Raw genomic sequence first — 20,288 nt, 5'->3', positions numbered from 1 at the left:
TTAAAGTGTATATTTTCATATAAGGAGTTGGACATGGTGAGCAAGGAAACGAACCACTATGATCCAACTCTTTTTTTATTCCATAGTCTTCAATGAACTGGTATTTCATATCCGTTCCCACACGATGACCTGTTTTCCCAGACCTTCCATTCATCTATCTGACGGATGATCCGCCGCACCGCCTTCGAGCAATTTCCAGGATAAGTAAGTTGTAATACAAACCAGATTCTCCTATGCCTCACATATTTGGCATGAAACCGGTATCCGTTGATCCTGCTGCCGTCAATATACAATGGTCCGGACAAGATAAAGAAATCCTTTCCCTCACTTTCTTTCGTAGCATGAAGAGATCTGCCGATATTATTCATCCCCTGCCCGACCGTAAGTTGCCGGGGATTAATTGGATGAAGGCCATTTGCACTATCTGAATCCAGTTATCCCAGTAACTGAACCTGCAAGCCCCTGGCTCATCAATAAGGGAATCAGGGGTCTGCTCAAAAAATGCGGGATAACGGACGGTATATCCGAAAAGACTGTCTTGATAGGTTTCCATGGATGCATCATTGATCCGGTCTTCCAACTTCTCGGTAAACGGCCTCGTGTCACCGCCCTTCGGCAAGAGCGCCACTGTCGTCAGTAGGATGAAGGAAGAAAGAAACAAGACAAAAAAACGGTGCAAGGTCAGGTCATCGCTCACTTCCGCTTCCGGAAATCTTTCTCTTTTTCTCCTTCTGGACAATCGCTCCTTGATCATGAATATCATCCCTTTGATCATGTCTGACAATATTTGAATACATACTTTTGAATCCGGCACAAAATTAAAGCATTAAGTTTCTCTGGCCTGAAAAAGAAACTGACATTTGTCTGACAAATTCACTATCGTTGTGCCTGAACCCGCTTTTTAAGGTTTTTCCATATAATATATCAGAAAAACGATGTAAATTTGTATTCTTAAAATATACCAATATGGAAAAGAACTTTTTTGTTAAGACGCAAGGTCTGGGCAATGAATATATTGTTTTGGACAGCAAGAATATTACCTTTACGCTGACTCCTTCTGTAGTCAAGAAAATTTGTAATGTGAATTATGGCATTGGATCTGACGGTATCCTGCTCAAAGTAGAAACGGATAAAGCGGATGCTGGTCTGAGGATTTTTAACCCGGACGGGTCTGAAGCGGAAAAGAGCGGTAATGGTCTGCGGATCTTCTGTAAATATATATTTGATTACGGTTTTACCCGCAAACATCAGTTTACCGTCGAGACTAAAGGCGGAATCGTAAAAGCGAATATCGTTGAGGTTGAAAATAACAAGGCCGTACTGATTACCGTCGATATGGGGAAAGCAGAATTCCGTTCTGCACTGATACCCACAAAATTCCCGGCAGCAGAGGTGAATGACGAAACCATCACTGTAAATGGAACAATTTGGAAGAGCAAGCGAAGGCTCTTTTCAAGTCGTGGTTCATCGACTTTGAGCCGTTCAAGGACGGCAAGTTTGTGGACTCGAAATTAGGAAAGATTCCTAAGATATGGATGATTTTACCATTTGAATCGTTCATTTCTGAGAGCCAAGATAAAGCTATGGTTGGGTTTTATCCTGCTTACTCTGTAACAAACAATGGTATTACCCCTAGAACTGAAAAATTCAAAAAACAGCTCAGTAAAGCAACATCAAAAGAGAAGATTCTCAGAAAAGACGACTTGGTGTTTGGCATGAGTAGGCAAATTCTTAACTGGGGAATTATGCAAGATAAAATAGGTAGCGTAAGCTCAGCTTATCATGTGTACAAAATTGACAAAGAAAAAGTCAATCCAACATACTTACGTTATTTCATTAAAGGTTATCAAACATACTTTAAAGACCTGATCGGCACTGCTGCAAGAGAAGGGCAATCATTGGATAAAGGTGCCTTGATGAGCAAAATTATACTTATACCATCCCAAGATGTTCTTCAGTCTTTTTTACGAAACATTACAGCAATAGAAGATGCAGTAAGTCTCTTAAAGGCTCAATGTTCTCGCTTATCCTCTCTCCGTGATACGCTTCTTCCCAAATTGATGTCAGGAGAGATAGAAGTAAAGTAAGCCATTTACATGCAGGCCCATCCAAACTTACGCACAAGCTCGGTGAATAGTCCATGGTCTTTTATGGGAAGATGAACTGTTATGGATTCTTGTGCGTTAGCGTCAAGAAGCGTGTAACCTCTCTCAGGAAGTCTTTCTTCTGGTAAGGTGTTGCCTTCAAAAGGAGTTATACAGAGATGGCCGCCACTATCAACTACCTCGTAGTATTCTTCTTTCATTTCTGGAGAGACAAACAACTGCCGCAAGTCAACCTTACCTGTAAGGAAGTCGGTTAACTTTGCATTAGATATTTTCACTGCGGTGTACCTTGGCGCTTCATCATCGTCATACAGTAAGCAGATGTATTGTGCGTCAAACATGTCGCGTGCAATGAAGAGTTGTGGCTCGTCATAGTAATCTAATATCTTGTCAATTCTAAGCTCGTTGTTCATAGTTATTCCTCCACCTTGGCTTGTTTTACATCAAAATTAGTGCTACGCCACCATGAATAGTGAGAGTCGCGGAAGGTCTTTTTCATTTCTCCATCTTTAGGTTCCAGTTCTACTGCGGCAATAACAGAATATCTGAACTTTGGCAGTTTTAAACGTTTCTTGGCATCGTCCTTTTCCTTGAACAATGAAACAGCTCTTGCTATGCACTCGTTTACACCTTTCCCAACAAAGATCTTATTTGGCTGTAATTTCCTTTGAGAAAAGAAGTCAAGAGAAGTGGCAGGATTGCCATTGGCTATCCTATAATAAATACCATTACATGGAGTCGCATTTGATGGTGGACATGCAACGGGTAATTCTTCAAACCATTCCATATGACATGTTTTTATGCAAAAATAGATAGTTTCTCCCAATCATCCAAACTTTAATCGATATTTTTTCAAAGATAATGCTAAAGCGTTAGATAAACAGCAATTTGGAAGAGCAAGCGAAGGCTCTTTTCAAGTCGTGGTTCATCGACTTTGAGCCGTTCAAGGACGGCAAGTTTGTGGACACAGAATTGGGAAGAATACCAGAAGGTTGGGAAATAAAATCTGTTGGCGAAATCACAGCTAATACAAAGGAGAAAGTAGGCGACAGAAAGGATGTAAAAGTTCTTTCCCCTATAACATCAGGACATCTTGTTCTTTCAGAAGATTATTTTAGCAAGCGAGTATTCAGCGAGAGCGTTGCCAAATACATAGTAGTCCATTATAACGATTTTGCCTACAATCCTGCACGTATCAATATTGGGTCAATTGGCATGAATGAGTTTGGTTATGACGGTTGTGTTAGCCCTGTCTATGTGGTTTTCAGAACGGAACCTAGCTATGAGTATTTTTTCGACCTTTTCAGACAAACTACATTGTTCAAGGAGGAGGTTAAGAAAAGGGCTATTGGCGGTGTTAGGCAAACATTAAGCTACAATGACTTTTCTTTGATTCAGCTTGTTTATCCACCAAAGTCTATTGTACAACAATTCAACACGATATACTTGAGCTTGTTTAGAGAAATTAAAGCCAACAATGAAATTAACACAAAATTAGAGCGCGCTCGAGATATTCTTCTTCCACGTCTAATGTCCGGCGAACTTGTAGTTATGTAAATACACGTGACACACTACTTCCTAAGTTAATGTCGGATGAAATCGATGTCGGACAATCCAAATTGCTGTTTATCTTATTATTAACCTCTATCTTGTCTTCAAGGCTTAACAATACAGCTATTATCTTATCTTGAACTGATAATGGAGGTATTGGTATTGACAATTCCTTAAATGTTGTAGTTGGCCTTGCTAAAGCAGGAACACCAACTTGTGAGGCATTCATTAATATCTTATGTTGCCCAATTCTGGTGTGAAAGAAATAAACGAAATAGTCAGGTCTGACAATGTCAGTCTTTAATTTCATGCGAAATTGACTCTGTGAAATTATGTACCTATCAAATAGGGAATTTTGTGGTATATAGACGATTTGTCCCAGTGTACCACGATGAGTTATAACAATATCACCTCTATGGGCATTTGCTTTACCTAAGCTGTCAGCTTTCTCTTCAGAAATATAATTGAAAGAGCCTTCATTAAGTTTGAAACCTTGAAGATTAGAACCATTAAGAACAGGTACTCCATATTCAATAAAGTTATCAACTTTAATGTTTGAGCCAAATGGCCCCATGGATATTTCCTGTATAAGTTCTGATACTTTTATCTCTTTCCACTGTTCCATAAATGGGAATTTAAAAGTTCAACTTAAACCCGATAGAAGCGAGCTGCTTCTGAATCTCGTTTTCGAGGCGATGGCTCTTGGTGAAGAGACCAGAGAGCTCTGTTGTCAGACGGTTCATCTTTTCTTCAAACGGCTCTCCATCATCTTCTTGTTCAGCAATGCCCACATAGCGACCAGGTGTGAGGATATAATCCTGCTCGCGGATGTCGTCAAGGCTCTTTACGGCGCAAAGCCCTTTCTCGTCTTTTAGTTCGCCACGGCGGTAGTTGTTGAAAAGCCCCGCAATATGATTGATGTCGCCCTCAGACAACTCGCGATTTCGACGACTGACCATCTCGCCCATGTTGCGAGCGTCAACGAACAGCACCTTGCCCGGTTGCTCCTTGCGACGCGAGAGAAACCAAAGACAGACAGGAATCTGCGTGGAATAGAAAAGCTGGCTTGGCAAAGCGACAATGCCTTCCACAAGGTCATCCTCAAGGATGTTCTTGCGGATTTCTCCCTCGCCACCTGTTTGTGAACTTAATGAGCCATTGGCGAGAACCATGCCGACACGGCCTTGTGGCGACATGTGGTAGATAAGATGTTCCATGAAAGCGAAGTTGGCGTTGCCAGCAGGTGGTATGCCATACTTCCATCGCGGGTCGTCTTGCAACTTGTCCTGTTCCCAGTCGCTCATGTTGAACGGAGGGTTACTCAGTCCGAAGTCCATCTTTATTGTGGGAAAGTTGTCGTGCATCAACGTGTCGGCGTTGCTCTCACCAAGGTTGGCCTCTAAGTTACGGATGGCGAGGTTCATCTTACACATCTTCCATGTATTGGCATTGATTTCTTGACCGTAGATGGAGATGTTGTTAATTAGCCCTTGGTGGTGCTTTACGAAGTCGGCACTTTGCACAAACATGCCACCGCTGCCGCATGTTGGGTCGTAGACACGTCCCTTGAACGGCTCAATGACCGATACCAATGTGCGGACAACACAGGCGGGAGTGTAGAATTCGCCAGCGTTCTTGCCTTCGAGTTGGGCAAACTTAGCCAGACAGTATTCGTAAGTGCGTCCTAACAAGTCTTTGTTCTCCTCGTTCTTGCCAAGCGATATGTTGTTGGTGAAGATGTCAACCACATCACCAAGGCGGCGTCCGTAAATGATTGATTTTCTGTGTATTGATGGGTGGACCACGATTTCACGACCTCCGGATTATGAATCCGGCACAAAATTAAAGCATTAAGTTTCTCTGGCCTGAAAAAGAAACTGACATTTGTCTGACAAATTCACTATCGTTGTGCCTGAACCCGCTTTTTAAGGTTTTTCCATATAATATATCAGAAAAACGATGTAAATTTGTATTCTTAAAATATACCAATATGGAAAAGAACTTTTTTGTTAAGACGCAAGGTCTGGGCAATGAATATATTGTTTTGGACAGCAAGAATATTACCTTTACGCTGACTCCTTCTGTAGTCAAGAAAATTTGTAATGTGAATTATGGCATTGGATCTGACGGTATCCTGCTCAAAGTAGAAACGGATAAAGCGGATGCTGGTCTGAGGATTTTTAACCCGGACGGGTCTGAAGCGGAAAAGAGCGGTAATGGTCTGCGGATCTTCTGTAAATATATATTTGATTACGGTTTTACCCGCAAACATCAGTTTACCGTCGAGACTAAAGGCGGAATCGTAAAAGCGAATATCGTTGAGGTTGAAAATAACAAGGCCGTACTGATTACCGTCGATATGGGGAAAGCAGAATTCCGTTCTGCACTGATACCCACAAAATTCCCGGCAGCAGAGGTGAATGACGAAACCATCACTGTAAATGGAACAAAATATCTGGCAAATTGTGTTTCCATGGGCAATCCTCACTGCGTGATCATTAGAGAACAACTGGACATTGATGAAATCAAGAAAGTTGGCCCGATGATAGAACATTACCCCATGTTCCCCAACAGGATCAATGTACAGTTTGCAAAGGTCATTAACCGCCATGAGGCTCGTATCCTCATCTGGGAACGGGGAGCTGGCTTCACGCTGGCCTCAGGCACTTCATCATGTGCCGTAGCGTGCGTATTGCATAAGAAGGGACTGGTTGACAACGAGGTTCTCATCAGATGCCTGGGAGGAAACCTGAACATACAGATCAGCAAGGACTGGGAAGTAAGGATGACCGGACAGGTAAGGCAAATCTGCCAGGGAGTACTCAGCAATGAGCTGACTGAGGAATTTGGTAAGAATTAAGGATTCTCTTATCTATGATGATAACCATAAATCATCTTTTTATCTTAGCCTAGTGAAAACTGTCTGCGGAATCAAGCAGCAAAAATATCAAGATTTAAGGTATTACACATAGTTTCAAAAAGAGAGGATGTATTGACACACCCTCTCTTTTCATCTATTTTTATAGCAACCGTCATTTAACTGCCTCAGGCCCCAGCACCTCGTGGAGGAACCACTGGCAGTCTGCATCGCTCAACTTCTGGTCTTTCAGGATCGCCGGCAGGTTCTTCAGGTTGTCATTGAAGGCCTGTATGAGGACATCAAACTTCTCAGGATAGTAGGTAAGGCTCATCCCCGTGGAAGCCATCGTGCCCAGACCGTCATTCAGTACGATGCCGGCATTCTTGTACTTCAGTCCTACGACCGCATCTCGCAGCCTGTGGGACGTCCCGATGAAACCATCCAGGTCAGGGGCTGGCCCCTGGGGATAGGTGATGACCACCTGTTTCTCTGCCGAGCACGAGGTCACCGGCACCTTCACCGTCAGTTTCAGGCTGTCCCCGCAGTAAGAATAGTCCGCTTTTTCTCCTCCCACGGTAACACTCTCGGGAGCCTCCTTACAGTTGACGCATACATAGAACTGCCTCTCCGAGGGCATTTCCCTGTACTGGCCCTTGCGTGCCCCGATCGTCACCGTGAGCCGGTTGCCATTATAACGGTAACTCAGCGGAATACGTGCATAATCAGTAGCATAGTCCTTGTCATTGCCGTTGTCTTCATAGAGGGAGAACGATCCTTCTTCAGCCCCGGGGAAGATGTTGACGTAAATGTCGTCATCCATGCCCTTGAGGTTCTTCACATGTCCCAGGAAAGGCAGTATGGCCCCCGCCTTGATATAGATCGGATATTCATCTATCTTAAAATAGCGGGTCACGGTCTGGCCGCCCTTCAGCAGAGTGCCCGTCTCCCATTCATACCAGTCATTGCCCGCAGGCAGCCACACCTTCTCAGTGGCATAGCCGTCTTTCATCGGGGCCGTGATCGGCGCCACCAGCATGTCATCACCGAACATATATTCATCCTTGAAGTCGTATGCTTCCCTGTTCTCAGGATAATCATAATACATCGGACGACAGAGGGATATGCCCGTATCGTAAGTCTTCCGCGCCATCGTATAGATGTAAGGATTCATCCTGTAGCGCTGGATGATCGTATTACGGAGCACGCTGAAGATGGTATCGTTGAACACCCAGGGTTCCTTGCGCAGGTTGCCGTTCTTGGTGGTATGCGTACGCATGATCGCACTCACGGCACCGAACTGCATCCACCGGGCAAACAGCTCCGGATTGATATGGTCTGCTCCCATGTGCCCCCCTATATCATGACTCCAGTAGCCATAGAGGACATTGGATGCCGTGGAATTGAAATAAGGCTGGAAGTCCAGTGACTTCCATGAGATCCGCGTATCTCCCGAGAAGCCGATCTGATAGCGGTGGTTCCCCAGTCCGCCCCAGCGGTGGTAAAGCATCGGACGGTCCTGGCCCTCTCGCTGGCTATGGGTGAAGAACACGTAGTTCAGCCACCACGTATTGCTCAGGCTGTCCACCTGCTTATCATAGGGCCACTGCTGCCAGTCCAGCCACCAGAAGCTCACCCCCTGGCGGTGCATCGGATCCAGAATATCCTTGAAAACATTCGTCATCAGTTTCTTGTCGGAAGCTACCCAGGGAATGGTCTGCTTGGACGCAGGATCAATACCCATGTCTCTGGCTATTTGCGGATACTGCTCCTCGTATGGGGCAATGCCTTCCGCAGGATGCAGGTTGAGGGTTACGTCCAGTTGATTGGAATGGAGGTAGTCCAGCAGTTTCGGGGGATCAGGGAACAGTTTCCGGTTCCACGTCCATCCCGTCCAGCCGCCTTTACCCGGCTCGGTATAATGCCAGTCCATGTCGATCACCAGCACGTCAAGGGGGATATTGTATGTCTTGAATTTACCGACCATATCCCGCAGTTCGTCATCCGAATAACTCCAGTAGCGTGACCACCAGTAGCCGAAGGCATACTTAGGAGGCATGGGGACCTTTCCAGCGAAAAGCGTAAAGTCCTTCAGCGCCTTTTTATAATTATGCCCGTAGGCCATGAAATACCAGTCCTGGGAATCACCGCCCCTACGCTTCTCCACCCAGGGCCAGCTGGAGTTATCAAACAAAAAATCCTTCGAGTCATCGATCATCGTCCAGCCGTCAGTGGCCAGGAGCCCCTGTTCGAGCTGCAGTTTATCCTTCCCATGCATGTCACCGTCACAACCATCCAGCGTACGGTAAGTGCCCAGAAGATTCCCCTTCTGGGCCATCCCCGGCTTCCAGGCAAACTTGAAGAACTTCCTGGCTGAAACCACGGACAGGTTGGACGGGGCAAACTTTCCACTGTTTTTCTTATAAGTCAGGGTCAGGTCATCCGTCTGGATAACCACCTTGCTTTTACTCTGTTTCACCCTGTACCTCACTGACGGGTATTGTCGGTCCACAGCCACGAAGGATCGGTTGTCGGTAAATTTCCCGTCAGGAGAATACTCCATGCGGAGTGTCCCGTCGGAAATCACGGTAAATCTCACGGAATTGTCCTTATAGGCCACATTGGCCGATTCCTGTGCAGAAGCACTCCCGGCGGAAAGCAGCAAAATAAGACAAGCTAATAGTGTTTTTTTCATCAAGTGTAATTTTTATAATAATTATTGGTTGGTTAGTTATAAGGTACATTCTGATTGCAAAGATAAAAGTTTTTTTTGTATTAAGAAACTTCTTTTTTCTTTTTTATTACCCATGAAGGACATTTTGTCAAGACCTGTCACTTTCTTCCTACAGAACAAAAAATATTTCAAATCCAGTCACAAATTCTAGACGCCCGCAAAAAAAAAAATTGGAATCCCACCCTTATCCTTTCACCCTTTCAGTAAGTTCTTCAGGTAATAGAGGCATGGCTCCATCCTGTGTACATACATACGCACTTACGTCAACCGCTAATCGATGAGCCTCAGTTACAGACGTACCATGAAGGATTGCTGCAACACTGACAGCCAAGGTAGCCAACACAAACTGAAAGACATGAAATGCAAAATTTGCAGGAGCTCCGCCTAATTTCTTGCCTCCAGGAAAAACATCCCACAAGGCTTCTCCAATACCAACTATGGTCTTATTCATTTTAATGTCGTCATTTATTAATGGCGGATGCCCGGCGCAAAACCAGGAAGGCAGGAACTGAGATTTATCTCCCTTACCCTCTTCTTGCCCCTTAACCACAAGGGGAAACACAGGATCATCCGAATGCCTATCAGCTATGCAATATTCGCTAAAATTCCTGGAATATGCAAGGATTTCCCTGAAGAAATTAACATTACCTGAATCTAACAGCTCTATTTCAATTGGATTGAAGAAGGACATCTGTATTAAAGTTACGACCATAGTCACCTGACTTTCAGACCATAATCAATGATCACCTCAATGGTACATACAGAGCACCTCAATGGTACATACAGAGCACCTCAATGGTGCATACAGAGTACCTCAATGGTGCATACAGAGTACCCCAATGGTGCATACAGATCATCCCAATGGTGCATCGCGCCCAACGATGAATATGCAGGATTCCTAATCCAAGGCCACTCCTTTTCCACAATTTCTTGTCGCAAAGATCATATACCATTCATTAAACTAATTTATTTTTACAGAGAAACAACAGAAATCAGAGTAATTATAGTTATCTTTGTCGGCAAAAGCAGCTATGTCACTCTGGATGCCAGAGATCATCAACAGAGAGGCAACTGAAACGATCATCTGCGAAGACCAGTTGCGCAGACAGCCACAACAGATATAAATAGTATAATAAAAGAATGAGCAAACTGCTGATCATAGATGATGAGCCGATCATACGCAAGCTATTGGCAAAGATGATGGAACTTGAAGGCTATGAAGTATTTCAAGCCGAGGATTTCCATACCGGCATGTCACAACTGAAGAAGAATCATCCGCAAGTTGTACTTTGCGATGTATTCCTTCCTGACGGTAATGGCGTGGAGCTGCTTCCGAAGATGAAAGAATGTGCTCCCGACAGCGAGATTGTCATGCTCACGGCACATGGAAACATAGAGGACGGAGTAAAAGCCATCAAGAACGGCGCCTTCGACTATATCACCAAGGGAGATGATAATAACAAGATCATACCGATCATCAGCAGAGCCATGGACAAGGCTGGGGACCATCAAACTCTGAAAAAGAAAACTACTAATTACACTTTTGATTCTATCATCGGCAGTTCACCAGGTATCCAGTCTTCCATTCAACTGGCCAGGAAAGTAGCAGTTACGGATGTCTCGGTACTTCTGACCGGGGAGACCGGCACAGGAAAAGAGGTCTTTGCACAGGCGATCCACAGTGGCAGCAACCGCCGGGCATACCCCTTTGTAGCCCTCAACTGTTCCGCTTTCAGCAGGGATCTACTGGAAAGTGAATTATTCGGATACAAAGCCGGGGCCTTCACAGGAGCGATGAAGGAAAAGAAGGGACTTTTTGAAATAGCCAACCACGGGACACTCTTCCTTGACGAAATCGGCGAGATGTCCTACGACCTGCAGGCCAAGCTCCTGAGAGTACTCGAAACGGGTGAATATTTCATGATCGGTGGTACCACCCCTACAGAGGTGGATGTCAGGATCATATCCGCCACCAATGAGGATTTACCTAAAGAAATAGCCAAGGGCAATTTCCGGGAAGATTTATTTTATCGCCTGTCTGTATTCCAGATTCACCTGCCCCCCTTGCGGGAGAGGCAGGAAGACATTATCCCGCTGGCAAAACTGTTCCTTGCCCGCTACTCCAAAAAATTGAACAAGAAAATAGAGGGTATCAGTCCGTCCTTTATCCATGCCCTAAGAAAAGCTGAATGGAGAGGAAATGTACGAGAGTTGAAAAACGTCATTGAGCGTTCCTGTATCGTCTGTGACGGCAAACTGACTTCGGAAGACCTGCCGATGGAGCTACAGGTCTATCAGGATAGTGACGGCTCTCATGCTGACACGATGGATCTAGCTGCCGTTGAACGCCGGCATATTGCCAGAGTCCTTGCGTATGCCAAAGGGAATAAGACCAAGGCGGCACGATTGCTGAAAATTGGGCTTACGACTCTATACCGCAAGATAGAAGAATATCATATTGACAATTCTTTTTCAAATTAGCATGGCAACCCTTCCAGAATGGAAGGGTTTTTGTTTTCCCCTGATTTCCTTCTTTATTTTTAACTGATTGATACTATTGCTGTTACAGCGATCAGGTGCCACTTGGCACGGTCGTTGTAACCTCACCTGTAGATATTAATCAATTAAAGACAAAAAAATATGTTTCATTTTACAATCGGGTTTACAGTTTGCATCTTGAGTGGTCTCTTATGCTTTCTGTTGTTTTACAAGTTGATTGAGTGGTTTGATAAAATGTAAAAAGGAGGGAAAGAGTATGTACACATTCTTATTTATTGTAGGCTGTATCATGTTCATCTATATGATGTACGTGATTATCCGGCCTGAAAAATTTTAATTTGCACAGATGATGAACAGCGAAATTTACGGTATTATCTTACAGATCGTACTGATGCTGGCGATCAGTTTTCCATTAGGGAAATACATTGCCAAGGTTTACAAAGGTCACAAGACCCTGCTGGATTTCATGAAACCAGTAGAGCGAGTGATGTTCAAGTTATCCGGGATCAATCCTGATGAGGAGATGAACTGGAAGCAGTTTCTCAGAGCCCTTCTCACGGTCAACCTGTTCTGGTTCCTATGGGGTATGCTGCTATTAGTATCACAAGGTTTTCTGCCGCTCAATCCCGATGGGAATCTGGGGCAGAATGTCCATCAGGCATTCAATACCTGCATCAGTTTTATGGTAAACTGCAACCTCCAGCACTACAGCGGTGAAACCGGAATGACCTATTTCACCCAACTATTTGTAGTCATGCTGTTCCAGTTTGTCACCGCAGCTACAGGTATGGCAGCCATGGCAGGAATTATGAAAGCCCTGGCCGCAAAGACCACCAAGACGATCGGCAACTTCTGGAAATATCTCGTGCTCAGTTGCACCCGCATCTTGCTGCCCCTATCGCTTATAGTAGGGTTCATAGTGATTCTGGAGGGAACCCCTATGACCTTCAAGGGCAAGGAAGATATTACAACCATGGAAGGCAGGACACAGCAAATATCACAGGGTCCTGTCGCAGCCATCGTCCCCATTAAGCAACTGGGGACGAACGGAGGAGGCTATTTTGGCTCCAACTCATCCCACCCTTTGGAGAACCCCACCTATCTCAGCAACATTGTAGAATGTACTTCTATCCTCATCATACCGATGGCCCTGGTATTTGCATTCGGTTTCTATATCAAGAAGAGGAAGTTAGGATACAGCATCTTCGGTGTCATGTTCGTGGCCTTACTCATCGGAATAGGTGTCAATGTCCGTCAGGAGACTGGCGGGAACCCACGTATCAGTGCATTAGGTATCGCCCAGGACAACGGTTCAATGGAAGGCAAGGAAGTGAGGTTCGGCTCGGCAGCCACAGCCCTATGGAGTGTAGTCACTACGGCAACATCCAACGGTTCGGTAAACGGCATGCATGATTCCATGATGCCCCTCTCCGGGATGGTAGAAATGCTGAATATGCAGATCAACACCTGGTTTGGAGGCGTAGGCGTAGGCTGGATGAACTACTTCACCTTTATAATCATTACCGTATTCATCAGTGGGCTGATGGTCGGTCGAACGCCAGAATTTCTATGTAAGAAAGTTGAAGCGAAGGAGATGAAGATAGCCTCTCTGGTAGCCCTGCTCCATCCCTTTCTGATTCTGACAGGCACAGCACTCGCTGCCTACCTGTTCGTCCATGCCCCACAGTTTGTCGCCGGTGAAGGTGGCTGGCTGAACAATCCCGGCTACCATGGACTGAGCGAGATGCTATATGAATTCACATCATCAGCGGCCAACAACGGTTCCGGATTCGAAGGTCTGGGCGACAACACCTGGTTCTGGGACATCGCTTGTGGATTCGTACTGATCTTAGGGAGGTTCATCCCGATCATCGGGCAAGTGGCCATAGCGGGATCACTCGCAGGCAAGAAATATATCCCTGAAAGCAACGGCACATTACGCATGGACACCGTTACGTTTGGTATCATGACCTTTGCAGTCATCATCATCATTGCTGCCTTGTCCTTCTTCCCGGTACAGGCATTAAGTACAATAGCAGAACATTTAACTTTATAAAGTTATGAATAGTAATAGAAAACAGTCGTTGTTCCGAAAAGAACAAGTCAAGGAAAGTATAAAACAGTCGTTTGTCAAACTTAATCCACGGCTGTTGATCAAGAACCCTATCATGTTTACCGTCGAGGTATGCACATTCATCATGTTTTTCGTCATGCTCTATTCCATTACGAACAGCAGCCAGGGTTCATTTGCATACAACGCAGTAGTATTCGTCGTGCTCTTCATTACGCTGCTGTTTGCCAACTTTGCCGAAGCAATCGCCGAGGCAAGAGGAAAGGCACAGACAGACAGCCTCAGAAAGACTCGTGAGGAGACACCTGCCAAACTGCTTGTAGACGGCAACATTAAAATGGTGAGCAGTTCCCAACTGAAAAAGGGCGATACCTTCTTCTGCGAATCCGGCGATGTGATCCCGGCAGACGGCGAGATAATTGAAGGTCTGGCCTCCATTGACGAAAGTGCCATCACGGGAGAATCGGCACCCGTCATCCGCGAGGCAGGCGGTGACAAGAGTTCGGTAACCGGCGGTACGAAAGTCCTGTCAGACCAGATCTCCGTAAAGGTCACCACCCAACCCGGAGAGAGTTTTCTGGATAAAATGATAGCCCTGGTAGAAGGTGCCTCACGCAAGAAAACTCCTAATGAGATAGCCCTGACGATATTGCTGGCTATGTTCACCTTGGTTTTCATCATCGTATGCATCACCTTAAAGCCATTTGCCGACTACTCAGGCACGGTCATCACCATCGCCGCATTCCTCTCCCTGTTCGTATGCCTGATCCCCACGACCATCGGCGGCCTGCTCTCTGCCATTGGCATCGCCGGCATGGACAGGGCATTGGGAGCTAACGTGATCACGAAATCCGGCAAAGCAGTAGAGACGGCCGGAGACGTAGACACGCTGCTGCTTGACAAGACCGGAACCATAACCATCGGCAACCGCAAGGCCACTGCCTTCTATCCCGCTGACGGCATCAACAAGGAAGATTTTATCAGAACCTGTATGCTTTCCTCTGTGGCTGATGACACTCCTGAAGGAAAGTCCATCATAGAGTTGGGCAGGACCACGGGACAACGCATGCATAATCTGAATACGACAGGAGCCAGGATGATCAAATTCTCTGCAGAGACCAAATGCTCAGGTATTGACCTGAGAGACGGGACGGAAATACGAAAGGGCGCCTTTGACGCAATCCGGACAATTGTGGTCCATGCCGGCAATCCCTTCCCGGAAAAGACCGGACAGATCATCAAAGTCATCACCAGCAACGGCGGGACACCACTCGTCGTAAGCATCAACAAGAAAGTGATGGGCGTCATCGAACTTCAGGACATCATCAAACCCGGCATCAATGAGCGGTTCCAGCGCCTCCGCAAAATGGGTGTGAAGACGGTTATGGTGACGGGTGACAATCCCCTGACGGCAAAATATATCGCACAGAAAGCAGGCGTGGACGACTTCATCGCCGAGGCCAAGCCGGAAGACAAGATGGAATACATCAGGAAAGAGCAATCTTCCGGGAAAATGGTTGCCATGATGGGTGACGGCACGAATGATGCACCGGCCCTGGCTCAAGCAGACGTGGGCGTGGCGATGAACAGCGGCACGCAGGCTGCCAAGGAGGCCGGGAACATGGTAGACCTGGATAATGATCCTACCAAACTGATAGAGATTGTCGAGATCGGCAAGCAACTGTTGATGACACGCGGGACACTGACCACCTTCTCTATAGCCAATGATGTGGCCAAATACTTCGCCATCGTCCCCGCCCTCTTCATGTTGTCTATCCCGGAATTGTCAGCTCTCAACATCATGGGACTGCACAGTCCTGAGAGTGCTATCCTCTCTGCGGTGATATTCAATGCCATCATCATACCCATACTGATACCACTGGCCCTGAAGGGGGTAAAATACAGGCCAATAGGTGCATCTGCCCTGTTGCGCCGCAATCTGCTTATCTATGGTCTTGGCGGTATCGCCGCCCCATTCGTGGGAATCAAGATCATCGACCTGTTCGTAGGACTATTCTTTTAAATATAAGTACACCATTATGAATAACTTTATGAAATCAATAAGGATTACTATCGTATTCTGCGCATTCTTCTGCGTATTTTATGTGTTGTTATTGTGGCTGTTCGCAAAGGCAGCCGGTCCAGGCCATGGGGACGCCAAGCTGCTGACCCTCAACGGCAAGGTAGTCGGCGCAGCAAACGTAGGCCAGTTGTTTACCAGTGACCGGTATTTCTGGGGACGCCCATCAAATGCCGGTGCCAAAGGATACGATGCCACCCGTTCAGGCGGGAGCAACAAGAGTGTGACAAACCAGCAATATCTTGCCGGAGTAAATAACCGCATCACCTTCTTCATGAAACACCATCCATACCTTCGGCGCAAGGACGTCCCTGCCGAGATGGTCACGGCAAGCGGCTCCGGACTTGATCCGGACATCACGATCCAGTCTGCCTATGTGCAAATCAGGCGTGTGGCTGAAGCCCGCCACCTGAAACAGGCAAAAGTGAAGGCTATTGTAGACAGTGTCATAGAAAGACCCTTGCTCGGACTCTTCGGACCGGCGAAGATTAATGTCCTCAAACTGAATATTGCATTGGATAAAGACACAAGATCCAGATAACAGAAAAAGAAAATGAATAGAACATCTATGAGATTATGGCTCTTTCTGATGATGATAATTATAGGAGGAATGAAGGGAAAAGCGCAGGAGAAATTAGACACTAAGGTCTCTTGTGATTTCGTGAACCAGTATATATTCCGCGGACAGCACTGTGGAGACGTCAGCATCCAGCCAACTTTAGGCATAATCTTCAAGGGACTGTCACTGACGGCATGGGGTAATGTGGGGCTTTCCAATACCAATGATACAAAAGAATTTGATGTTACCACAGCCTATTCGTTAAATCGATTCAATATCGGCATTATCGATTACTGGTATGACAAAGGACCTGATGCCGACAGCAGATATTTCAGATACAATGCCCATTCCACAAACCATTTGTTTGAAGCAAATATCGGTTACCATTTTAATCCAATATCTTTCCAATGGTATACGAATTTTGCAGGTAATGATGGCCTTAAAAGCAATGGAAAAAGGGCTTATTCTTCCTATGCCGAACTGTCCTGTCCTTTTCACCTGTTGCAATGTGACTGGACAGCCACAGCCGGATTCGTCCCTTTCCAGACCACCTTCTACTCTAAGGTGAATCGGTTCGCGGTAACGAACCTCTCTCTCCAGACTGTCAAGGTCATTAAGATGACAAAAGACTTCACTGTACCTGTCTTTGCTGGAATAACAGCTAATCCAAGTAACGGAAAAGCCTATTTAATATTCGGAGTAACTATCCATCCTTAATTTAAAAAACCTCAAGACATGAATAATAAAGAAGACAATGTCAGACATTTTCTGGATCTCATACAACGATCCCGCAGGGGTAAGTTCAAACTCTACATCGGTATGATTGCCGGCGTAGGCAAGACCTATCGTATGCTCCAGGACGCACATGATATACAGAACAGCGGCATTGATGTCCAGATCGGATACGTGGAGACCCATGGCAGGCAGGATACGGAAAGATTACTGAAAGGACTGCCCGTAATTCCAAGGAAAAGGATCTTTTATAAAGGTAAGGAGATAGAGGAAATGGATGTTGACTCCATCCTCCTGATACATCCCGAACTCGTTATCGTGGATGAGCTCGCACATAGTAATGTGAGCGGCAGCCGTAACGCCAAACGGTGGCAGGATGTAGAAGAACTCCTTGATGCCGGGATCAATGTTCTGTCGGCCGTGAACATTCAGCATATCGAAAGCCTGAAAGAGGAAATCAGGAAGATCACCGGTATCGATGTTCAGGAACGGATACCAGACAAGGTCATTCAGGAAGCAGATGAAGTGGTAAACATTGACCTTACCTCTGACGAACTCATCAGCCGTCTGAAAGCGGGGAAAATATATACTATGAATAAAGTCCAGACGGCTCTGGATCACTTCTTCAGGGCTGATCATATCCTGCGCCTTAGAGAGCTCGCACTGAAGGAGGTGGCATTAAGCGTGGAGAACCAGGTGGCTAACGTGTCACCGGAGACCTACGGGATAAAAGGTGACAAAATATTGGCCTGCATCAGCAGCAACAGAGGAACACCAAGGCATATCATCCGAAAGGCATACCGCCTGGCACGGCATTACAACTCCTCCTTCGTCGCGTTATATGTGCAGACCCGGAAGGAAACTCCTGAGAAGATAGATCTTGCTTCCCAAAGACATCTGATCCATCACTTTGAACTCGTGGAAGAACTTGGCGGAAAGGTCGAGAAAGTCGTATCCAACAATATAACCGATGCGATCATCCAGATCTGCAGGAAATATGATATTACCAACGTATGTATGGGACAACCCTCTTTCAAAATACCCAATTCTTTTTGGAATATTATAAAATATCGTAAATTCCTGCACTATTTGTCTCTGAATAGAATTGATTTGGTTATTATTGCATAATTTAAAACGAATCTTATGAATATAAAGACAAAACTGACCTTATCTATTGGCACCCTGGTAGCAATGATCATATTGCTGGTTTCCCTTTCTGTGGTCTACCTGCAGATACTTACCGCTACAGAACCCAACAGCCCTAATGCCGGAATAGGCCTTGACCGGGCATTGCTCTGGGTACTGGTGATCGGTGGAATCTGTATTTGCATAGGACTGTTCCTGCTCTTCAAAGTGCCTAATTCCATCAATGCACCTGTCAAGCAACTCATCAATGCCATCCAGCAAATTGCCAACAAGAACTATGATGTCAAACTGGATCTCCAGGGCAGCCACGAACTGCATGAGGCATCGGTCAATTTCAATATCATGGCCAAACGCCTTTCAGAATATTATCACAGCACCCTCACTGACCTGATGGCATCCAAGCGTTATCTTGAAACAGTGATCAACTCCATGAAAGAACCCATTATCGGCCTCGACAATAACATGAAGATACTTTTCATCAATGACGAGGCCTTGAAGACACTCAACCTGAACGGTAATGCCCTGATCGGCCAGTCAGCAGAAGACTTAGCCATAAGCAATGACTTGCTGAGGAAACTTGTACGTGGCATCGTCGAGGAAAACAGTAATGCCCAATCAACCAAGAAGTCACCGTTAAGCATCTATACCAACGACAAGGAAAGTTATTTCAAAGTAGAATACCTGCATATTGAACTCCCCCAGGACAAGGATAAAAACCTCCGCATGGGCTATGTCATTCTCTTGCAGAACGTGACGGAATATCAGGAGCTCAATGCCGCCAAGACCACCTTCATCTCTACGATCTCACATGAACTGAAAACTCCTATCTCTGCCATCATGATGAGTCTCCAACTGCTCGAGGATGAACGAATAGGCAAACTCTCCGGCGAGCAGAAAGAACTTGCAGGAAGCATCAAGGACAATAGTGAACGATTACTGAAGATTACAGGGGAACTATTAAATATCACTAAGGTAGAAAGTGGCAAACTGCAACTGAAGCCAAAAATTACCAAACCGATAGAGTTGATCGATTATGCGATAAAAGCCAACAGAGTACAGGCTGAAAAATTCGGAATCCAGATAGAAGTAGAATATCCTGACGAGGGGAAAATAGGAAAGTTGTTTGTAGATAGTGAGAAAATAGCATGGGTACTGACAAATCTGGTCAGCAATGCCATCCACTATTCTTATGAAAACGGCCGCGTTATCATCGGAGCACGGCCAACAAATAACCGGCATATCGAACTCTATGTCAGAGACTTTGGAAAGGGAATAGACAAAAGGTACCATGAGAGCATCTTCGACCATTACTTTCGTGTTCCCGGGACAAAAGTGCAAGGCAGCGGGCTCGGATTAGCCATATCACGTGATTTTGTCGAAGCACATGGAGGAACCATTCATGTGGAAAGCGAGATCGGCAAGGGCAGTTGTTTCATCATCTCCCTGGCAATGGCATAGGCACATCACATAAATTTATTGGCTGTCAATCAACCTGCATCTCGGTAACTGGCATGGATTTTGCTCCTTCTTTTCCTTAACTATTCCATATTACTGTTTATTATGACTAAAAAAGAAATTAATGTATTGGACTATGCCGGCTATATTCTGAAGGGGGTAAATAAGGGCGTATTGCTCACCACCAAGGCTGATGGCCGCGTCAACACCATGACAATCAGTTGGGGAACACTGGGTATCGAGTGGGGCACATGTATAAATCCGTGTTGACTATAAGAAGATAAAGGTTGAAGTTATAAGTTGTAGAATGCAAGAAAGAGCGTATCTTTGCATCCATGAACAACAATAACAATAAATCCTATGAGTTCTTTTCAAGTTTCCTTCTTCCGGAAGGTATACTTGACTGGTTTGACCTTGTAAAGGTAGAAGAAGAGAAGTTGAAGATCTCTAAAAAGAATGTGTACACCGGTATCCTGCATGTATATCTTGATGAGCGGGA

Annotated in this window: 19 protein-coding genes and 3 pseudogenes; 12 read left to right on the top strand and 10 right to left on the bottom strand. The window is 45.5% G+C overall.

The window, feature by feature from the left end:
* Positions 1-89: 89 nt before the first annotated feature.
* Both ACYRYG_RS02385 and ACYRYG_RS02380 read right to left on the bottom strand, forming a co-directional pair.
* Entirely contained in the window at positions 90-368 is a 279-nt protein-coding gene (locus ACYRYG_RS02385) for a hypothetical protein (RefSeq protein WP_460197492.1), read from the bottom strand.
* Entirely contained in the window at positions 365-775 is a 411-nt protein-coding gene (locus tag ACYRYG_RS02380; RefSeq protein ID WP_460197491.1) for a hypothetical protein, read from the bottom strand. Before ACYRYG_RS02380 ends, ACYRYG_RS02385 begins: the two co-directional genes overlap by 4 nt.
* 191 nt (positions 776-966) lie before the next feature.
* On the opposite strand from ACYRYG_RS02380, the gene ACYRYG_RS02375 reads away from it, so the two are divergent.
* Together ACYRYG_RS02375 and ACYRYG_RS02370 are read left to right on the top strand one after the other, a co-directional pair.
* Positions 967-1,515 (top strand): hypothetical protein, encoded by a 549-nt coding sequence (locus ACYRYG_RS02375; protein WP_293444205.1) that lies wholly within the window; start codon positions 967-969, stop codon positions 1,513-1,515.
* Positions 1,500-2,087, top strand: coding sequence for a restriction endonuclease subunit S domain-containing protein (locus ACYRYG_RS02370; RefSeq protein WP_460197490.1), 588 nt, complete (start codon positions 1,500-1,502; stop codon positions 2,085-2,087). Before ACYRYG_RS02375 ends, ACYRYG_RS02370 begins: the two co-directional genes overlap by 16 nt.
* A gap of 5 nt (positions 2,088-2,092) precedes the next feature.
* On the opposite strand, the gene ACYRYG_RS02365 is transcribed toward ACYRYG_RS02370, so the two are convergent.
* Positions 2,093-2,518 carry a DUF6575 domain-containing protein gene (locus ACYRYG_RS02365; RefSeq protein ID WP_293444199.1) on the bottom strand — a complete coding sequence of 142 codons (426 nt, stop codon included), beginning with the start codon at positions 2,516-2,518 and terminating at the stop codon, positions 2,093-2,095.
* 2 nt (positions 2,519-2,520) lie between these two features.
* Positions 2,521-2,931 carry a hypothetical protein gene (locus ACYRYG_RS02360; protein WP_298671675.1) on the bottom strand — a complete coding sequence of 137 codons (411 nt, stop codon included), beginning with the start codon at positions 2,929-2,931 and terminating at the stop codon, positions 2,521-2,523.
* Between the two features lie 62 nt (positions 2,932-2,993).
* Here ACYRYG_RS02360 and ACYRYG_RS02355 point away from each other — a divergent pair, with 62 nt between their 5' ends.
* Entirely contained in the window at positions 2,994-3,662 is a 669-nt protein-coding gene (locus ACYRYG_RS02355) for a restriction endonuclease subunit S (RefSeq protein WP_293444196.1), read from the top strand.
* Here ACYRYG_RS02355 and ACYRYG_RS02350 read toward each other — a convergent pair.
* Positions 3,655-4,281: a restriction endonuclease subunit S gene (locus ACYRYG_RS02350; RefSeq protein WP_293444193.1), complete on the bottom strand. Its 627-nt coding sequence runs from the start codon at positions 4,279-4,281 to the stop codon at positions 3,655-3,657. The genes ACYRYG_RS02355 and ACYRYG_RS02350 overlap by 8 nt on opposite strands.
* Positions 4,282-4,291: 10 nt before the next feature.
* Positions 4,292-5,419: pseudogene (locus tag ACYRYG_RS02345) on the bottom strand (N-6 DNA methylase); the annotation flags it as partial.
* Between the two features lie 227 nt (positions 5,420-5,646).
* Between ACYRYG_RS02345 and dapF the strand changes: the two are divergent.
* Complete coding sequence (dapF, locus tag ACYRYG_RS02340; RefSeq protein WP_293423209.1) at positions 5,647-6,516, top strand: diaminopimelate epimerase; 870 nt, start codon at positions 5,647-5,649, stop codon at positions 6,514-6,516.
* 172 nt (positions 6,517-6,688) lie between these two features.
* Here the strand turns inward: dapF and ACYRYG_RS02335 are convergent, their stop codons facing one another.
* From ACYRYG_RS02335 to ACYRYG_RS02320, 4 genes and pseudogenes are all read right to left on the bottom strand, one after another.
* Positions 6,689-9,208 carry a glycoside hydrolase family 31 protein gene (locus ACYRYG_RS02335; protein ID WP_460197488.1) on the bottom strand — a complete coding sequence of 840 codons (2,520 nt, stop codon included), beginning with the start codon at positions 9,206-9,208 and terminating at the stop codon, positions 6,689-6,691.
* A gap of 223 nt (positions 9,209-9,431) precedes the next feature.
* A pseudogene (locus tag ACYRYG_RS02330) lies at positions 9,432-9,575 on the bottom strand (carbohydrate kinase); the annotation flags it as partial.
* Positions 9,567-9,698: pseudogene (locus ACYRYG_RS02325) on the bottom strand (carbohydrate kinase); the annotation flags it as partial. The pseudogenes ACYRYG_RS02330 and ACYRYG_RS02325, both read right to left, overlap by 9 nt.
* Positions 9,699-10,017: 319 nt before the next feature.
* Complete coding sequence (locus ACYRYG_RS02320) at positions 10,018-10,200, bottom strand: hypothetical protein (protein WP_293433232.1); 183 nt, start codon at positions 10,198-10,200, stop codon at positions 10,018-10,020.
* A gap of 187 nt (positions 10,201-10,387) precedes the next feature.
* On the opposite strand from ACYRYG_RS02320, the gene ACYRYG_RS02315 reads away from it, so the two are divergent.
* The 8 genes from ACYRYG_RS02315 to ACYRYG_RS02280 all read left to right on the top strand — a co-directional run bounded on the left by ACYRYG_RS02315 (position 10,388) and on the right by ACYRYG_RS02280 (position 20,059).
* Positions 10,388-11,728, top strand: a complete 1,341-nt coding sequence (locus ACYRYG_RS02315; RefSeq protein ID WP_293419428.1) for a sigma-54-dependent transcriptional regulator — start codon at positions 10,388-10,390, stop codon at positions 11,726-11,728.
* A 367-nt stretch (positions 11,729-12,095) separates the two neighbouring features.
* Positions 12,096-13,802, top strand: coding sequence for a potassium-transporting ATPase subunit KdpA (gene kdpA / locus ACYRYG_RS02310; RefSeq protein ID WP_460197604.1), 1,707 nt, complete (start codon positions 12,096-12,098; stop codon positions 13,800-13,802).
* Positions 13,803-13,806: 4 nt separating this feature from the next.
* Positions 13,807-15,840, top strand: a complete 2,034-nt coding sequence (kdpB, locus tag ACYRYG_RS02305; RefSeq protein ID WP_293419425.1) for a potassium-transporting ATPase subunit KdpB — start codon at positions 13,807-13,809, stop codon at positions 15,838-15,840.
* A gap of 16 nt (positions 15,841-15,856) precedes the next feature.
* On the top strand, positions 15,857-16,438 hold the full coding sequence (locus tag ACYRYG_RS02300) for a K(+)-transporting ATPase subunit C (protein ID WP_293419422.1): 582 nt from the start codon (positions 15,857-15,859) through the stop codon (positions 16,436-16,438).
* A gap of 12 nt (positions 16,439-16,450) precedes the next feature.
* On the top strand, positions 16,451-17,173 hold the full coding sequence (locus tag ACYRYG_RS02295; RefSeq protein WP_460197486.1) for a hypothetical protein: 723 nt from the start codon (positions 16,451-16,453) through the stop codon (positions 17,171-17,173).
* Between the two features lie 18 nt (positions 17,174-17,191).
* Complete coding sequence (locus ACYRYG_RS02290; protein ID WP_293419416.1) at positions 17,192-18,316, top strand: sensor protein KdpD; 1,125 nt, start codon at positions 17,192-17,194, stop codon at positions 18,314-18,316.
* 15 nt (positions 18,317-18,331) lie between these two features.
* Positions 18,332-19,792 carry a HAMP domain-containing sensor histidine kinase gene (locus tag ACYRYG_RS02285; RefSeq protein ID WP_293419413.1) on the top strand — a complete coding sequence of 487 codons (1,461 nt, stop codon included), beginning with the start codon at positions 18,332-18,334 and terminating at the stop codon, positions 19,790-19,792.
* A gap of 102 nt (positions 19,793-19,894) precedes the next feature.
* Complete coding sequence (locus tag ACYRYG_RS02280; protein ID WP_460197484.1) at positions 19,895-20,059, top strand: hypothetical protein; 165 nt, start codon at positions 19,895-19,897, stop codon at positions 20,057-20,059.
* The last annotated feature ends 229 nt before the right edge of the window (positions 20,060-20,288 follow it).

Source organism: Segatella asaccharophila, from assembly GCF_054687055.1.
This window is presented reverse-complemented; position numbering and strand designations above follow the sequence as displayed.